This window comes from Xanthomonas sp. SS, from assembly GCF_014236835.1.
Lineage (GTDB): Bacteria > Pseudomonadota > Gammaproteobacteria > Xanthomonadales > Xanthomonadaceae > Xanthomonas_A.
This window is the reverse complement of the sequence record NZ_CP051190.1, coordinates 1,697,824-1,716,110: the sequence shown is the minus strand read 5'-3', so window position 1 is coordinate 1,716,110 and position 18,287 is coordinate 1,697,824. Positions and strand designations below refer to the sequence as shown.

2 protein-coding genes (1 of these 2 running past the window's edge) are annotated in these 18,287 nt (G+C 68.5%); both read right to left on the bottom strand.

Annotated elements, in window-relative coordinates:
* Positions 1 to 2,526, bottom strand: the beginning of a protein-coding gene (locus HEP74_RS06950; RefSeq protein ID WP_185815789.1) for a non-ribosomal peptide synthetase. It extends 11,160 nt beyond the left edge of the window; 2,526 of the gene's 13,686 nt are visible here — the first part of the coding sequence; the start codon lies at positions 2,524 to 2,526; its stop codon lies off the left edge, out of view.
* Positions 2,523 to 18,287, bottom strand: a complete 15,765-nt coding sequence (locus HEP74_RS06945) for a non-ribosomal peptide synthase/polyketide synthase (RefSeq protein WP_221893170.1) — start codon at positions 18,285 to 18,287, stop codon at positions 2,523 to 2,525. The genes HEP74_RS06950 and HEP74_RS06945 overlap by 4 nt, the downstream gene beginning before the upstream one ends.

Here is an 18,287-nt window from a genome sequence, read left to right as displayed (position 1 = left end):
CCCGAGGTTGGCGCTGACGTCGTACCAGCAACAGCCGACCACGGTTTCGGTGGGGCCATAGTGGTTGTATATCCGCGCTGCCGGGAAGCGCGCCTGCAGCGCTCGCGCGGTTTCCACCGCGAAGCGCTCGCCGCCGATCACGAAGGAGTGCGCTTGCGGCAGCGGCACTTCGTCCAGCAGATATAGCAGGCCCTGCACATGCGATGGGGTCAGCCGCAGCAGGCGGTTGTCGCAGTCGGCAGCGGCAAGCCGCGCGGCGAGCGCGGACAGAGCGTCGTCCTCGGCCAGCATTTCGACGCTGTCGCCCGCCAGCAGCGGCACGAACAGCGTCGGCAAGGTCAGGTCGAACGCCGGCGAGGTGGCGACGAACGAGCCCGACAACCCCGCGGCGTAGTAGCCCGCGCGTGCGAACGCGCAGTAGTCGACCATCCCGCGATGTGTCACCTCCACGCCCTTGGGCATGCCGGTCGAGCCGGACGTATAGAGGACATAGGCGCTGTCGTCCAGCGTCACCTGCACGCCGGGACGAACGCAGGGGTAGCCCTCCAGCCAGCGCGGATCGCTGTCGGCGCCATCCATGAACACGGTATCGACGCCTGCGGCATGCACTGGATCGGCGCTGTGGTGCAGGACGACGCGCAACTGCGCATTCTCGACGAGGCTGTGCAGCTGCGTCGCGCTCTGCCGGCCATCGAGCGGCACATAGGCAGCGCCGGCCTTGTGCGTCGCCAGCAGTCCGATCAGCAGTTCGATCGAGCGCCCAAGGCGCACACCGACGCGGTCGCCGCTACCCATCCCCTGCTCGATCAGGGCGTGCGCCAAGCGGTTTGCGCGCAGGTCGAGTTCGCGGTAGGTCAGACTCCGTTCGCCGCAGCGGACGGCGATGCATTCGGGGACGTCCCGGGCGGTACATTCGAAGGCATGCACGAGCGTGGCGTGGCGCCCTTGTTCGGCAGTCGGTCCGCGACCCAGCGCCAGCAGCTCCCTGGTGCCGACCGGATCGGCCAGGCCGATCCGGTCCAGCGCGAGCCCGGGTGCGTCGCACATCGCGTGCAGCAGGCGCGCATAGGCGCCTGCCATGCGCTCGACGCTTGCGGGTTCGAACAATTCGTCCTTGAAGGTCCACCCCAGGTGCAACCCGTCTTCGCGTTCGGTCGCAGTGAGGTCGAGGTCGAAGTGCACATGCTCGCCCCCCGGCGCCAGCGGTTCGAAGCGCAGTCCTGGCAGTTCCAGCGCGCCGCCATCGTGATTCTGCAGCACGAACTTGATCTGGCACAGCGGGTTGTAGGCGAGGCTGCGGCGCGGACGGAACGTTTCCACCAGCAGGTCGAACGGCACCTGCTGATGGGTGAAGGCGTCAAGCGCAACCGTTCTGCCGTGCGCGATCAGACCTCGCGCATCGGCACCCGGCTCGATGTCGAAACGGCAAATCACCGTATTGTTGAAGAAACCGATCAGCGGCGCGGTTTCCGGCTGGTCGCGGCCAGCGGTCGGGGTACCGATCACGATCTCGCGCTGGCCGCTCCAGCGCGACAGCAGATGCGCGAACGCGGACTGCAGCACCATGAACAGGGTCGCCCCCGAATCCTTGGCCAGGCGTTTTGCGGCATCCAGCGCGGTGCGGCCGAGCAGCTGATGGTGGCGTTGCGCGGTGAATCGCTGCCGTGGCGGGCGCGGATGGTCCAGCGGCAGGTCGTGCACTTCCGGGAGGCCGGCCAGGCGCGCTGCCCAGTAATCCATGGACTCGCGCAGCATGCCGCTCGCCCGTGCCGCGTGCTGCCAGCGGGCATAGTCGCCGTACTGGATCGCCAGCGGGGGCAGCCCCGCGCTGCCGCCTTGGACGGCCGCGGCGTAGTGCGCCATGAATTCCTTCACCAGCACGCCCATTGACCAACCGTCGGTGGCGATGTGGTGCATCGTCAGCACGATCGCGTGTTCTTCGTCCCCCAGGCGCAACAGCGTGCAACGCAGCATCGGCGCCTGGCCGAGCAGATCGAACGGCGCCCTTGCCTCCTCGCGCGCGATGCGCAACGCCTCGCGCTGGCGCGCCTCGGGTTCGAGTGCGGCCAGGTCGCGCGTGCCCACGCGCAAGCGGCGATGCGGGTACACCACCTGCAGCGGTTCGCCGTCGCGCTCGGCGAACCCGGTGCGCAGCACCGCATGGCGCGCGACGATCGCATCGAGCGCTGCGTTCAGCGCGTCCGTCTCCAGGCGGCCGCGCACGCGCAGCGCGAGCGAAAGATTGTATTCCACACTGCCGGGATCGAGTTGGTGAAGGAACCAGAGCCGCCTTTGCGCGTACGAAAGCGGATGTTCGGCGACATCCGGATGGTGCACGATGCGCGGCACCGGCGCCGGTTCGGACGCATCGAGATACGCCAGGATCTCGGATTTGTGCTCGGCCAGGCGCCGGCGCAAGTCCGGGCTGAGCCGGCTCTGGGCGTCGCCCACTAGGAGTTTGCCATCCCTGGCGGCGATGCGAATGCCGGCGTCGCGGCATTCCTGCAAGACATCGATGACGCTCATAGTTCGATGAACTCCTGGTCGCCGCTGTCGGCGAGATCGAGCGTCAGTTCGCGCCGGAGCGCTTCGCGACGCAGCTGTTCGTCCACGAAATCGGCCAGCGCCCGCACGGTGGTGCGCTCGAACACGTCGCGGATGGCGATGTGGATGGCGAAACGCTCGCGCACCTCGCCGATCATTCGCACCGCCAGCAGCGAATGGCCACCGAGTTCGAAGAAGCCGGTCAGCACATCGACATCCTCGAGTCGCAGCAGCGTGCGCCAGATGCCGGCGATCGCCTCCTCGGTCGGCGTCTGCGCGCTGGTCCATACCTGGCCCGGCGCCACGCCAGGCTCCGGCAGCGCCTTGCGATCGATCTTCCCGTTCGCGCTCAGCGGCAGGCGTTCGAGCACGACGAAGGCCGAGGGCACCATATAGTCTGGAACGGCCGCGCGCAGGGCGGTCCGCAATCGCTCCGCGACCGCGACGCCGTCCTGCGCCTCCCGTGCCGCTGGCGTACCCACGTAGGCCACGAGGGATGCGTCCTCGCCCGCGCCGCGCACCGTCACCACGGCGTCGGTGACGTCGTCCTGCCGGCACAGCAATGCCTCGATCTCGCCCAGCTCGATCCTCAGACCGCGGATCTTGACTTGATGGTCGATCCGCCCGAGGAAGTCGAGCGTGCCATCGGGCAACCGCCGTGCGAGGTCGCCGGTACGGTACAGGCGCGTGTCCGCCACGGCGCCAGCGGTGCCGAAGACGAAACGCTCGCGCGTCAGTTCGGGTTTGTTGCAATAGCCGCGCGCCAGGCCGACCCCGCCGATGTGCAACTCGCCGGCGACGCCCACCGGCTGCGGACGCCCGTGGGCGTCCAGTACGTGCAGACGGATGTTGTGGATGGGCCGCCCGATCGGCACGGTCGTCGCATCGTGCTCAGGCCGACACTCCCAAAAACTCACGTCGATCGCCGCTTCGGTAGGACCGTAGAGATTGTGCAACCGAGCGCGCGTGCCGGTGGCGAAGAAGCGGGCGGCAAGCTCCGAGCCGAGCGCTTCGCCGCTGCAGATCACCTGGCGCACGCTGTCGCAGGAGGCCCAATCGGCATTGGCCAGCAAGGTGCTCAGCATCGAGGGCACGAAGTGCAGCGTGGTGATGCCGTGCCGGCGGATCGCTGCGTGCAATGCTGCCGGGTCGGCATGCGCATCCGGCGCCAGCACCACCAGCCGTGCGCCCGCCATCAACGGCCACAGGAACTCCCAGACCGACACGTCGAAGCTGTAGGGGGTCTTCTGCAGCACGCGGTCGTTCGCGTCCAGCGCATAGGCCGCCTGCATCCAATGCAAGCGATTGACCAACGCCCCATGTTCGTTCAGCACGCCCTTCGGCTCGCCGGTCGAGCCCGAGGTGTAGATCGCGTAGGCGAGATGCTGGGGGCCGAGACCACGGCTGCGCATCCCGGGAGCGTCCGCGGACTGCGCCAGGAGCACCGATTGCACCGTTTCGGCGTCCAGCGCCAGGATCTTCGCCGCATCGGCGGGCAATGTTTGCGCCAGCTCGGCGAAGGTGAGGACGATACGTGCGCCGGAATCGCGCAGCATGTAGTCCAGCCGCGTCCGCGGGTAGTTCGGATCCAGCGGCAGGTAGGCGCCGCCGGCCTTGAGCACGCCCAGGATGGCGACGACCAGCTCCACCGAGCGGGTCATGCAGATGCCGACGATCGCGTCGGGCGCGACGCCCTCGGCGATCAGGGCGTGAGCAAGACGGTTGGCGCGCGCGTCGAGCTCGGCATAGGTGATGCTGTCTTCGCCGAATTCGACGGCAATCGCGCCCGGGCTACGCCCGACCTGGCTCTGGATCAGCTCGTGGATGCAGGCGGTGTCGGGATAAGGCGCGTCGGTGTCGTTCCACGACGCCAGCTGCCCCCGCTCCTCCGGCGCCAGCAGGTCGATGTCGGCCGGGGTGCATCCCGGCCGTGTCATCTGCACCAGGATCCGGCCCAGATGCCCCGCCATGCGCGCGATCGCGGCGTCGTTGAAGCGTTCTGCGCGATAGCCGAACTTCACCCGCAGGGTCCGGGTATGCGCGGCGACGAGCGTCAGCTTGAACGTGGTGGCCTCGCTGTTGCCCGGCTCCTCGATCTGCAGTTGCGCGTCCGCGGACGCGGCGGCATCGCCCGTCACCGCGTCGAGCGGATAGTTCTCGAATACCAGCAGGCTATCGAACAGCTGCACGCCCTGCTTGACGCGCGACTGGCGGCGGATTTCCGGCAGCGACAGATAGCCGTACTCGCTGCCGGACTGGAAGTCGGCATGCAGCGCCGCCAGCGCATCGCCGATCGTCTGTCCAGGCCCGAATCCGACCTTCACCGGAATGGTGTTGATGAACAACCCGATCATCTCCTCCACTCCTGGCACCTGTCCCGCACGCCCGGAGATGGTTGCGCCGAACACGACCTCCGGTTCGGCGCTGTAGCGATGCAGCAAATAGGCCCAGGCCCACTGCAGCAGGGTGTTGACCGTGGTGCGATGCGCCTTGGCGTATGCCTGCAGTGTCTGCGTCTGCGCCTCGTCCAGTTCGAACGCGTATTCGCGCTGGCCATGGCCGCCCCCCACCGGCAGGCGGTCGATCACCAGGGGGGTCGGCGCGTCGATTTCCTTGAGCACGCCATGCCAGTGGTCGCGCGCCCGCTCCACATCCGAGTCCAGCAACCAGGCGATGTAGCGCTCGTATGCCGGCGCAACGGGCAACACGGCGGCACGGCCTTGCACATAGGCGCGGTAGAACTCGATCACGTCGCGGTAGACCAGCGGCAAGCACCAGCCATCGAGCAGGATGTGGTGCAACGACCACAACAGCTGATACCGGCCCTCGCCGAGGCGGAATACCGCGATGCGCATCAGTGGCGGACGTTCGAAGTCGAAGCCGCGACACCGATCCTCCTGGCGGTAGGCGTCGAAACGGAGGCGCTGTTCCGGCTCAGGCAGGCCGCGCCAGTCTTCCTCGTGCCAGGACAGCGGCGCGGCGCTCAGCACCAGTTGCTGCAGATCGTCGGTCCCGCCCACGAAGGCGGTACGGAACGCGTCGTGGCGCATCACCACTTGCTGCCAGGCGTGGCGGAATGCCGCCAGGTCCAGGCTGCCGCGCAGTACCGGGAAGTTCTGCACCACGTAGGCCGCACTGTCGAGCAGGCTCTCGTACAACATGCCGGCCTGCATCGACGTGGCCGGGTACAGCCGCGACAGCTCGGGATGGCGTGCGTGCAGCGCGTCCAGGCGCTGCTGGTCGATCCGCGCCAGCGGGAAGTCCGAAGGCGTCCAGGCGCCGACGCCAGGCCGCTGACAATGGCGCACCACTTCCACCAGCGCCTGTTCGATGCCGGCGGCGAGCGCGCGCATGGAGGCTTCTTCGTAGCGTTCGCTGCTGTAGGACAGGGTGAATTGCAACTGTCCGGCGAAGGTCTTTCCGCTGAGCGCAAGAAGTGCCGAGCGCTGCCGCGCCAGGCTGGTCTGCGGGCCGATCGATTCCCGGGCGGGGCCGAAATGGCTCTTATCGTTGAGTATCTGGTCGAATTGGCCCAGGTAGTTGAACAGCAGCGCATCGGTTTGATCGCCAGCGGCCTCGCGCAGCGCGACGTCACCGGCGACGTAACGCAGTACCCCATAACCGATGCCATTGCGCGGAATGGCGCGGTAGCGCTCCTTCACCGACTTGATCGCATCCGCGACGCCGTCGCCGTCCACGTCCAGCACTACCGGAAAGACGCTTGTGAACCAGCCGACGGTCTGGGTGAGATCGAGTTCGTCGAACAGGGCTTCGCGGCCGTGCCCCTCCAGGCGCAAGCACAGTTCGCGACGGCCGTTCCAGCGGCGCACACCCAGGTACACCGCGGCCAGCAGCAGTTCGTTGATGCGGGTGCGGTAGGCCGCGTTGCACTGCTGGTGCAATGCCCGCGTATCTTCGCTGGACAGGCCCAACAACACGCTGCGGTTGGTCGCGATGGTCCCTGGACCCGCCGCCTGCGCGACCGTCGCGTCGGTGGCCAAGCCGCCAGCGCACGCGTTCGCCAGCCAGTAGTCGCGTTCCCGCAACAGCGTTTCGCTGCGCGCGTACTCTCCCAGAGCGCGTCCCCATTGCTGCAACGACGAGGTCTTGGGCGCAAGCGCCACCGCGTCGCCGCGCGCATGCTGCGCGTAGCCGAGTTCCAGGTCGCCCAGCAGAATGCGCCAGGACACGCCGTCCACCACGATGTGGTGCGCCGCCAGCAGCAAGCGACCGGCATCACCGGCGCGTTCGGGCGGGAAGTAGACCGCGCGCAACAACGGACCGTCCGCAAGATGGAAACGGCGCTGCCACTCGGCGCAGCGCGCCGACACGTGTTCGGCCCAGGGAACGCCCGCCACCGGCAGCTCGATCGCCGCGCTGGCCCTCGCCATCGCTGGATCGAACGGGGCATGGACCGCCTCCCAGCCATCGGTGTTCTGCACGAAGCGCAGGCGCAGTGCGTCGTGGCGCAGGTACAGCGCTTCCAGCACGGCAGCCAGCGTGGTCGCGTCGAAATCCGGAGGCGTCTCCAGCAGCATCGCCTGATTGAAATGGTGGCGATCAAGCGCCTCTCCTTCCAGGAACATTCGCTGCACAGGCAACAGCGGCATCGGGCCTTCCACAGGCGCCTGAGACACCAGCACGGTGTGCGCGTCCTCGGTCTCCATCGCGGCTGCCAGTTCGGCGATGGTCTGGTTCTGGAACAACTGCCGGGTACTGATGCGCAATCCGGCATGGTTGGCGCGCGAAACCACCTGGATGAGCAGGATCGAATCGCCGCCTATCTCGAAGAAGTTGTCCTGGACGCCGATCTGGTCGATACGCAATACCTGCTGCCAGATCGCGGCCAACGCCTGCTCGGCGTCCGTGCGCGGCGGCAGATAGGTGTGTTGCGACTGGTACTGGTAGTCGGGTTCGGGCAAGCGCTGCCTGTCGACCTTGCCATTGCGATTGAGCGGCAGTTCATCCATCGCGACGAATGCAGCCGGCACCATGTAGTCAGGCAGCAGGCGCTTGAGATGGGCGCGCAGTTCCTTCGCCAGCAGCAGCTCGTTGACCGGCTCGTTGCCTGGATGGGCGACCACGTAGGCGACCAGCCGCGTCGTCTCGCCGTCGCGTCGCGCCACCACGACCGTGTCGCGGATGGCGTCGTGGGCCAACAGGTGCGTTTGGATCTCGCCCAGTTCAATGCGGAAGCCGCGCACCTTGACCTGATCGTCGACGCGGCCGACGAAGACGATGTCGCCCCCCGGCAGCTGGCGTACCAGGTCGCCTGTCTTGTAGCACCGACCGGCATCGGACCCGGCGCCGGCGAGAAAGCGCTCGGCGCTCAGCTCGGGACGGCGGTGGTAGCCGCGGCCCACGCCGTCGCCGCCCAGATAGAGCTCGCCGATCACTCCGCAAGGCAGCGGTCGCAGATTGCGGCCCAGTACATGCTGGGTGCTGCCGGAAATCGCCCTGCCGATCGGATAGGTATCGCTGCGGCGCTCGCGGATTTCGTAGGCGGTACTGAACGTGGTGTTCTCGGTCGGGCCGTAGACATGGACCAGGCGGCCGGGCTTGCCGGCATCGAGCACTCGCCCCACCGCTTCGACGTCCACGCCTTCGCCGCCGAACAGCAGGCAATGCAGCGGCGCGAATCCGGACGGGTTGGCGATCGACATCTGGTTGAGGATCGCGGTGGTGACGAACATCGTGGTGATGCCGGTCCGCACCAGGCTCCGCGCCAGGGCATTCGGGTCGAGCAGTACGTCTTTCGCGACGAACTGCAGGCGCATGCCGTTGGCCAGCGCCCCCCAGATCTCGAAGGTGGCGGCGTCGAACGAACTATTGGAGGCCTGCGCCATCACGCCGCCCGCGTCCAAGCTCACGTAGTCCGGGCGATGCACCAGGCGCACGATGCTGCGATGCTCGATCAGCGCGCCTTTCGGCGTTCCGGTCGAACCTGAGGTATAGATCATGTACGCCAGCGATCCGCCGTGTGCGCCGACCGCCTCGCGTGCGGGGTCGGTATCTGGACAGCCCGCCAGCAACCCCTCGCGCAGGCCTGCGTCGAGCGGCAGCACGGCATGGTCGTCGAATACCGGCAGTGCCTGCATCAGGTCGCTGGTGACCAATACGATCTCGACCCCTGAATCCGCAAGCATGAAAGCGATGCGATCCTCCGGATAGTCCGGATCCAGCGGCACATAGGCGCCGCCGGCCTTGAGGATGCCGAGCATGCCGATCAGCATTTCCACCGAGCGTTCCACGCACAGGCCCACCAGGGTGTCGGTGCTCACGCCCTGCCCGCGCAGGTAATGCGCGACGCGGTTGGCCTGGCGGTTCAACTCGCCGTAGCACACGCTGTCTGCACCGAAGGTGGCGGCTATCGCTTCCGGACGCAACGCCGCTTGCGCTTCGACCAGCGCATGGATGCACTGATCGCGGGGATAGTCCGCTGGACGCAGATTCCAGGCGACGCGCTCAGCGCGTTCCGCATCGGTCATCGGATCCAGGCTGCGCACATCCGCATCGAGCGCATCCGGCATCGTGACCAGTACTTCGCGGAAATGGTGCAGCATCCGCTCGATGGTCGCGTCGGCGAACTGTTCGGCCCGATACGCGCACTGCAGATGGATGCGCTGGCGCAGATTGATGTTGAAAGCCAACCGGTATCCGGTTTCCTCGCGGCGGCCCTTGCTCTCGATGCTGAGCCCGGCCTCGCCCGATCGCGCATCCATCGCCGCTTCGATCGGATAGTTGCCGATCACCAGGAGGCTGTCGAACAGCGGCATGCCAGCGGTAACCCCGGACTGCCGCTGGATCTCCGCCAGCGAGAGGTAGCCGTAGGAGGTGGCCGCCTCGAAGCGCGCCTGCAGCGTTGCCAGCGCATCGCGCACAAGCTGCGGCTCGCCCAACGGTACGCGTACCGGGATGCTGTTGATGAACAGGCCGACCATCGTTTCCACACCGACGACCTCGGCCGGTCGGCCGGAGATCGTCGCGCCGAACACCACCTCGTCCTCGCCGCTGTAGCGATGCAACACGCAGGCCCACGCTAGCTGTATCACGGTGTTGAGGGTGATTCGTTGCTTGCGGGCGAGCGCGAACAGGCGCTCGCTGGCCGCCTCGTCCAAGCTCAGGCTGCGCTCGCGTTGTCCGCTGTCGTGTTCGGCCGGCAAGCGGTCGATGGCCAGCGGCGTCGGCGCTTCCACGGTCCGCAACTGTTCCTGCCAGAAACCGACCGCCGCGTCGTGGTCCTGCCGCGACAGCCACTCGACGTAGCGTTCGTAGGCCGGCGCCGGCGCGAGTTGCGCGTCGCTACCGTCCACAAGCCCTTGGTAGAGGCTCATCACCTCCTTGTAGAGGATGGGCAGCGACCAGCCGTCCGAGAGCATGTGGTGGTGCGTCCACAGCAGGCGATGCCTGTCCGCGCCCAGCCGGAACAGCGCGCATCGCATCAGCGGCGCCTGCCGGAAGTCGAAGCTGCGTGCCCGGTCCAACTCGCGATAGGCCTCGAACCGCGCATCCTGCTCCTCGGCGGGCAGGTCGCGCCAGTCCTCTTCGTGCCAGGGCAACGTGGCCTGGGCGGACACCAGTTGCAGCAGCCGCTCGTCCTCGTCGACGAAGGCGGTGCGGAACACGTCGTGCCGATCGACAAGCGCCTGCCACGCCGCGCGGAACCGGACCGCGTCCAAAGCGCCCTTGAGCACAGGGAAGGTCTGGCCGACATAGGCCGAGGGATCGAGCTTGGTATGGAAATGCAGGCCCTGCTGCATCGGGGTAGCCGGATACAGCCGCAGCATCTGCGGATACGCCGCCTGCAGCGTGTCGAGTTGCGCCTGCGCGACCTGCGCCAGCGGGAAGTCGGAAGGCGTGCACTCGACGTTTTCCCTGCCCGCGCAATGCGCCACGATCTCACGCAGCGCCTGCTCGATGTGCCCGGCGAATGCGGCGATGGTCGCCGCTTCGTAGCGTTCGTTGCTGTATTCCAGGGTGAAGCTCAGTTGTCCGCCCGCGACCATGCCGCGCAACGTCAATGGATGGCGCCGCTCGCGCAATGTGCTGACGGTGCGTCCCATCGACTCTTCGGCGATCTCGAGGAACGTCTCCGCGTCGGTAGCCCGGTCCGTCTGTCCCAGGTAGTTGAACGTCAGTTCGGGACGCTTGCCCACCTCGGCGGCGATCAGTTCGGCGTCTTCGGCGAGATGGCGCAGCACACCGTAGCCGATGCCGTGGTACGGCACAGCGCGATAATGCTCCTTGACCGCCTTGATCGTCGCACCGACCTCGGCATGCTCGCAGCACAGCGCCAAGGGATAGTGGGTGGTGAACCAGCCGACGGTCTGGGTGGTATCGAGACGTTCGAACGGACCGCTGCGTCCATGGCTTTCCAGCGCGACGCGCACGCCTGCTGCGCCGCTCCAGCGACGCACCCCCAGCGCGACCGCGGCGAGCAGGAGTTCATTGATCTGGGTGCGATATGCGGCATTGGATCGAGCGAGAAGCGCCTGGGTGTCCTCGGCGGAAAGCGCCAGCCGCACATAGGCGGCCGTGGCCACGGAGCCATTGCCGCTCCCGGCGCGGTCGCTCGGCAGTGAGGCGATGGACTGCTGGCATTGGGAAAGCCAGTATTCGCGTTCGGCGAGCAATGCGTCGCTGTGCGCGTAAGCGGCCAGCGCCTGTCCCCATTGCTGCAGCGACGTCGTCTTGGGCGCGAGCGCGATCTGCTCGCCGCGCTCCACCTGGCGGTAGGCCCGTTCCAGGTCCGCCAGCAGGATGCGCCACGAGACGCCGTCGATGACGACATGGTGGGCCACCAGCAACAGACGTGCGGTGCCGCCGCCGCGGAAATGGACCGCACGCAACAGCGGGCCTTCGCCCAGGTCGAAAGCCGATTGCCAGTAGGCGCAGCGCTCTTCGACGCATGCGGCCACCTCTTCGGAACGCTCTGGCAGTCCTTCCGTCACGCAGGCGCGCAAGAGGGTGTCTGCGTCGAGCGGAGCATGGTCGGCATGCCAGTCGCCGTTGATCTGGCTGAAGCGCAGGCGCAGCGCATCGTGGCGCCAGTACAGCGCCTCGATCATGCGACGCAGATCGGCGGTTTGCATCGCGTGCGGCACGCGCAGCAGCAGGGCCTGGTTGTAGTGATGCAGTCCGGGACCGCCCTCGGCCAGGAATTGTTTCTGGATCGGCAGCAGCGCCAGTTCGCCCTGGACGGGACCCTGCGGGGCCTGCGAGGCGCGCTCCACCGCCTGTTCGGCGCAGCGCGCAAGTTGCGCGATGGTCTGGGCTTCGAACAGTTGCCGGGTGGTGATGCCGATCCCGGCCTGATTGGCGCGCGCGACGATCTGAATCGACAGGATTGAGTCGCCGCCGATCTCGAAGAAATTGTCGTGCACGCCGATGCCTGGCAGTCGCAGAACCTGCTCCCAGATCTGCGCCAACGCCCGTTCGGTCTCGGTCGACGGCGCTTCCTCCTCCTCCCCGCGCACATGCACCGGCTCCGGCAGCGCGCCCTTGTCCACCTTCCCGTTCACCGTCAGCGGCAGCGCCTCCAGCACCACGTACGCCGACGGCTGCATGTAGCCCGGCAGGGACGCCGCCAGCGCCGCCTGCAGCGTCTCGATCCACGCCTGCGCCTGCGCCACCTCCGAAGCCGGCGTCACGTACGCCACCAGCCGCGCCTGCGCCGCCTCCCCGCGCACCACCACCACCGCCTCGCGTACCGAACCCTCGGCATGCAGCCGGCTCTCGATCTCCCCCAGCTCGATCCGGAACCCGCGCAGCTTCACCTGGTCGTCCAGCCGCCCCAGGAACTCCAGCTGCCCGTCGTTGCGCCAGCGTACCCGGTCCCCGCTGCGGTACAACCGCTCCCCCGCCACGAACGGACTGGCCACGAACCGCTCGGCCGTCAACGCCTCCCGCTTCACATAGCCCTTCGCCACCCCCCACCCGCCGATGTACAGCTCCCCCGCCACCCCCGCCGGCTGCAGCCCCATCCGCGCGTCCAGCACGTACAGCGTCGTGTTCTCCATCGCCCGGCCGATCGGCAGCATCCCGCTGCACGGCGCCTGGCCGTCTACCGCATACCAGCTGCTCCCCACCACCGCCTCGGTCGGACCGTAGTGGTTGTACACCTGCGCCTGCGGGTACTTCGCCCGCAGCGCCTGCGCCAACTCCGCCGCGAACGCCTCCCCGCCCACCACGAACACATGCGCTCCCGGCCGCGGCTGCGCATCCGACAACGCCAGCAGCCCCTGCACGTGCGAGGGCGTCAGGCGCAGCAACCACCCCGGCGCCGACGCCGCTTCCAACGCCGCCGCCAGGCCCGCCATGGCGTCCGCCTCCGCCAGCAGCGTCACGCACCCGCCCGCCAGCAACGGCACGTACAAGCTCGGCACCGTCAGGTCGAACGCCGGCGAGGTCGCCACCAGCGCACCGGCCAGATGCTCGGCGTAGTAGTTCCCTCGCGCGAAGGCGCAGTAGTCGGTCAGCCCGCGCTGCAGCACCTCCACGCCCTTGGGCACCCCGGTCGAACCGGAGGTGTACAGCACGTACGCGCTGTGCGTGGCCTCCAGCGCCACCGCCGGTGCCGCGTCCGGGTACGCCGACAGCCACGAGGCCTCCGCGGCCCCGTCCATGGCCAGGACCTGGACCGACGTGCCGGCCAACGCCGCCCCCGTTCCCAGCACCAGCGCCACCTCGGCATCCTCCAGGATCGCCTGCACCCGCGCCGGCGCCTGCTGCGCATCCACCGGCACATACGCCGCACCGCTCTTCATCACGCCCAGCAGCGCCACCAGCAGCGGCAACGACCGTTCCAGCGCCACCCCCACCCGCGCGCCCAGCCCCACCCCCTGCTCGGCCAAGGCCTGCGCCAGCCGGTTGGACGCCCGGTCCAGCTCGCGATAGGTCAACTGCGCCGCCCCGCAGCGTACCGCCACCGCCTCCGGTGTCGCCTGTGCCTGCGCCTGCAGTTGCCGGATCAACGGCTGTTCGCGGCCGCGCTCGCTGTGCGGGCCACGGCCCTGCGCCAGCAACTGCGCCTGCGCCGCTGCGTCCTGCCAGCAAAGGGCGGCCAACGGCGCGTCCGGCTGCACGACGATCTGCGCCAGCAATTGCGCATACGCCTGCGCCAGCCGGTCGATGCTCGCCGCCTCGAACAGGCGCGTCGCATAGCCCCAGACCAACCGCAGTCCCTCCCCCGTCTCCTGCACCGCCAGCTGCAGGTCGAACTTCGCCTGCTCATACCCCTCGCCCAGCGAGGACACTTCCAGCCCCGGCAGCGTCAAGGCCACCTGCTCGGTGTTGCGCATCGACAGCAACACCTGGAACAACGGCGCATGGCTCAGGCTGCGCACCGGCTTGAGCTCGTCCACCAGCATCTCGAACGGGATCTCCTGGTGCGTGTACGCCTCCAGCACCCGCTCCCGCGTCGTCGCCAGCAGCCCCTCGAACGTCTCCTCCCCGCTCAGCTGCGTGCGCAGCACCAGCGTGTTCACGAAGAACCCGATCAGCGGCTCCACGTCCGGGTGCACCCGCCCGGCGATCGGCGTGCCGATGACGATGTCCCGCTCCCCGCTCCAGCGGGCCAGCAACCATGCCAACGCTGCCTCCAGCACCATGAACAGGCTCGCATCGTGCCGCTGCGCCAGCGCCTGCAGGCCCGCCAGCGTCGCCGCTGCGATCCCCTGCTCGATCCGCCCGCCGGCAAAGTCCTGCCGCGCCGGGCGCGGCCGGTCCAGCGGCAGCCCGTGCACCGCCGGCAGGCCCTGCAACCGCTCCCGCCAGTACCCCAGCGCCGCCTCCAGCGACGCCCCCTGCAACCGCTCCCGCTGCCACGCCGCATAGTCCGCGTACTGCACCGGCAGCGGCGCCAGCGCCGCCGCCTCCCCGCGCAGCGCACCCGCATACAGCGCCACGAACTCGCGCACCAGCACTCCCATCGACCAGCCGTCGCTGGCAATGTGGTGCAGCGTGAACAGCACCGCGTGCTCCTCGGCCTCCAGCCGCAGCACCCGGCACCGCAGCATCGGCTCGTGCGCCAGGTCGAACCCCTGACCCGCCTCCCGCTGCACCCAGGCCTGCACCGCCGCGTCCTGCGCCTCCGCCGGCAACGCGCTCAGGTCCTCGTGCGCCAACGGCACCTGCGCCTGCGCCTGGATCACCTGCCACGGCGTGCCGTCCACCTCCCGGTACACCGTGCGCAGCACCTCGTGCCGCGCCAGCAACCCCGCCAACGCCTGGCCCAGCGCCACCACCGACAGCCCGCCGCGCAGCCGCAGCGCCACCGGCATGTTGTACTGCGTGCTGCCGCCCTCCAGACGGTCGATGAACCACAGCCGCTGCTGCGCGAACGACAACGGCAGTGCATCCACGCGCGGCACCTTCGGGATCGGCGCATAGCCGCTGCGCGCCTGACGCTCCACGTACTGCGCCAAGCCCCGCAGCGTCGGCTGCTCGAACAGCGCCCGCACCGGCACCTGCTTGCCCAGCGCTCGCCCGATCTCGCTCACGATCCGCGTGGCCAGCAGCGAGTGACCGCCCAGTGCGAAGAAGTTGGCGGTGACGCCGATGTCCGCGTGCCCGAGGATGCCGCTCCAGATCTGCGCCAGCGCCCGTTCGGTCTCGGTCGACGGCGCTTCCTCCTCCTCCCCGCGTGCGTGCACCGGCTCCGGCAGCGCGCCCTTGTCCACCTTCCCGTTCACCGTCAGCGGCAGCGCCTCCAGCACCACGTACGCCGACGGCTGCATGTAGCCCGGCAGGGACGACGCCAGCGCCGCCTGCAGCGTCTCGATCCACGCCTGCGCCTGCACCACCTCCGAAGCCGGCGTCACGTACGCCACCAGCCGCGCCTGCACCCCCTCCCCGCGCACCACCACCACCGCCTCGCGTACCGAACCCTCGGCATGCAGCCGGCTCTCGATCTCCCCCAGCTCGATCCGGAACCCGCGCAGCTTCACCTGGTCGTCCAGACGCCCCAGGAACTCCAGCTGCCCGTCGTTGCGCCAGCGCACCCGGTCCCCGCTGCGGTACAACCGCTCCCCCGCCACGAACGGACTGGCCACGAACCGCTCGGCCGTCAACGCCTCCCGCTTCACATAGCCCTTCGCCACCCCCCACCCGCCGATGTACAGCTCCCCCGCCACCCCCGCCGGCTGCAGCCCCATCCGCGCGTCCAGCACGTACAGCGTCGTGTTCTCCATCGCCCGGCCGATCGGCAGCATCCCGCTGCACGGCGCCTGGCCGTCTACCGCATACCAGCTGCTCCCCACCACCGCCTCGGTCGGACCGTAGTGGTTGTACACCTGCGCCTGCGGGTACTTCGCCCGCAGCGCCTGCGCCAACTCCGCCGCGAACGCCTCCCCGCCCACCACGAACACATGCGCTCCCGGCCGCGGCTGCGCATCCGACAACGCCAGCAGCCCCTGCACGTGCGAGGGCGTCAGGCGCAGCAACCACCCCGGCGCCGACGCCGCTTCCAACGCCGCCGCCAGGCCCGCCATGGCGTCCGCCTCCGCCAGCAGCGTCACGCACCCGCCCGCCAGCAACGGCACGTACAAGCTCGGCACCGTCAGGTCGAACGCCGGCGAGGTCGCCACCAGCGCACCGGCCAGATGCTCGGCGTAGTAGTTCCCTCGCGCGAAGGCGCAGTAGTCGGTCAGCCCGCGCTGCAGCACCTCCACGCCCTTGGGCACCCCGGTCGAACCGGAGGTGTACAGCACGTACGCGCTGTGCGTGGCCTCCAGCGCCACCGCCGGTGCCGCGTCCGGGTACGCCGACAGCCACGAGGCCTCCGCGGCCCCGTCCATGGCCAGGACCTGGACCGACGTGCCGGCCAACGCCGCCCCCGTTCCCAGCACCAGCGCCACCTCGGCATCCTCCAGGATCGCCTGCACCCGCGCCGGCGCCTGCTGCGCATCCACCGGCACATACGCCGCACCGCTCTTCATCACGCCCAGCAGCGCCACCAGCAGCGGCAACGACCGTTCCAGCGCCACCCCCACCCGCGCGCCCAGCCCCACCCCCTGCTCGGCCAAGGCCTGCGCCAGCCGGTTGGACGCCCGGTCCAGCTCGCGATAGGTCATCTGCGCCGCTCCGCAGCGCACCGCCACCGCCTCCGGCGTCGCCTGCGCCTGCGCCTGCAGTTGCCGGATCAACGGCTGTTCGCGGCCGCGCTCGCTGTGCGGGCCACGGCCCTGCGTCAGCAACTGCGCCTGCGCCGCTGCGTCCTGCCAGCACAGCGCCGACAGCAGCGCTTGCGGGCGCTCGACGATCTGCCGCAAGACATGCCCGTACGCGTGCGCCATGCGTTCGACGCTGCTTCGCTCGAACAGTGCCTCTTTCCAGGTCCAGCTCAGGTGCAGTCCTTCGGCAGATTCGGCGACGGTCAGGTCCAGATCGAAGCGCACCCGTTCCACTCCGCGCGCCACCGGCTCGAGCGTCAATCCAGGCAAGGAGAGGGTTGTGGATTCGTGGTTCTGCAACACGAACTTGATCTGGCAGATCGGGTTGTAGGCCAGGCTGCGTTCGGGCCTGAGCGCGTCGATGAGCAGATCGAAAGGCAACTGCTGATGCGCGAAATCTTCCAGCACCTCGGAACGCACGCGTCCGATCAGCGCTTCCACCGTCGGATCGCCGGACACGTCGATCCGGCACGCGATGGTATTGATGAAGAAACCGATCAAGGGCTCGACTTCCTGGTGCGGGCGCCCGGACACCGGCGTGCCGATCACGATGTCGTACGTTCCGCTCCAGCGTGCGATCAGCAACGCCAGCGCCGTCTGCAACACCATGAACAGCGTGGCATCGCAGCGCTGCGCCAACCCGCGCAGCGCATCCGCCTCGGCGGGCGCGATGCCGACCGACAGGCGCTGTGCGCTGGAGCTGGGTTGCATCGGGCGCGGTCGGTCCAACGGCAAGGCATGCAGGGTCGGCGCACCGGCCAGCCGGCGTTGCCAATAGGCCAGATCCCGCTCGAAAGCGGCTTCGCCGCGCACCCGGCGTTGCCAGTAGGCGTAGTCGAAATACTGGATCGGCAGCGGCGGCAAGGCCTTCTCGACGCCGCCCAGGCATGCCGAGTACAACGCAGCGAACTCGCGTACCAACACGCCCATCGACCAGCCGTCGCTGGCGATGTGGTGCATGGTGAACAAGACCACGTGGCGATCGGCCGCCTCTCGGATCAGCTTGCAACGCAGCATCGGATCGGTTGCGAGAACGAAACTGCGGTCGACCTCCTCATCGGCCAAGACATGGATGCGGCGCTCGCGCTGCTCGGCGTCCAGCAGCGAAAGATCAAGCGTGTCGATCGCTACCCCGCTCGGCGGATCGACGACCTGCAAGGGTTCGCCGTCGCGTTCCTCGAAGCGCGTGCGCAGTACCGCATGGCGGGCCACGATGCCGTCCAGGGCAGACTGCAGCGCACCGATCTCCAACTGCCCGATCATGCGCAAGGCAATCGGAATGTTGTACTGCGCGCTTCCGCCCTGCAGCCGATCGATGAACCACAGACGCTGCTGCGGGAACGACAGCGGATAGGCGCGCATGGCCGGCGCCGGAACGATCCGTTCCGGGGCATCGGTCTGTTCGGACGCACGCTCCAGGAATTCGAGCAGCTGCGTCCGGTGGCTGCGGATCAATTCTGCGAGCTCGGCGGTGATCGCATTCTTCGGCGCCGCGGTCTTGAGTCGTCCGCCTGCCGCCGAGATGGCGATCCTGTTCGTGCGCAAGAGATGCAACAGTTCAGCGATACCCAT

Excerpts from the sequence above, each read along its gene's own strand:
- HEP74_RS06945 (WP_221893170.1), bottom strand. The coding sequence starts at position 18,287 with ATGGGTATCGCTGAACTGTTGCATCTCTTGCGCACGAACAGGATCGCC.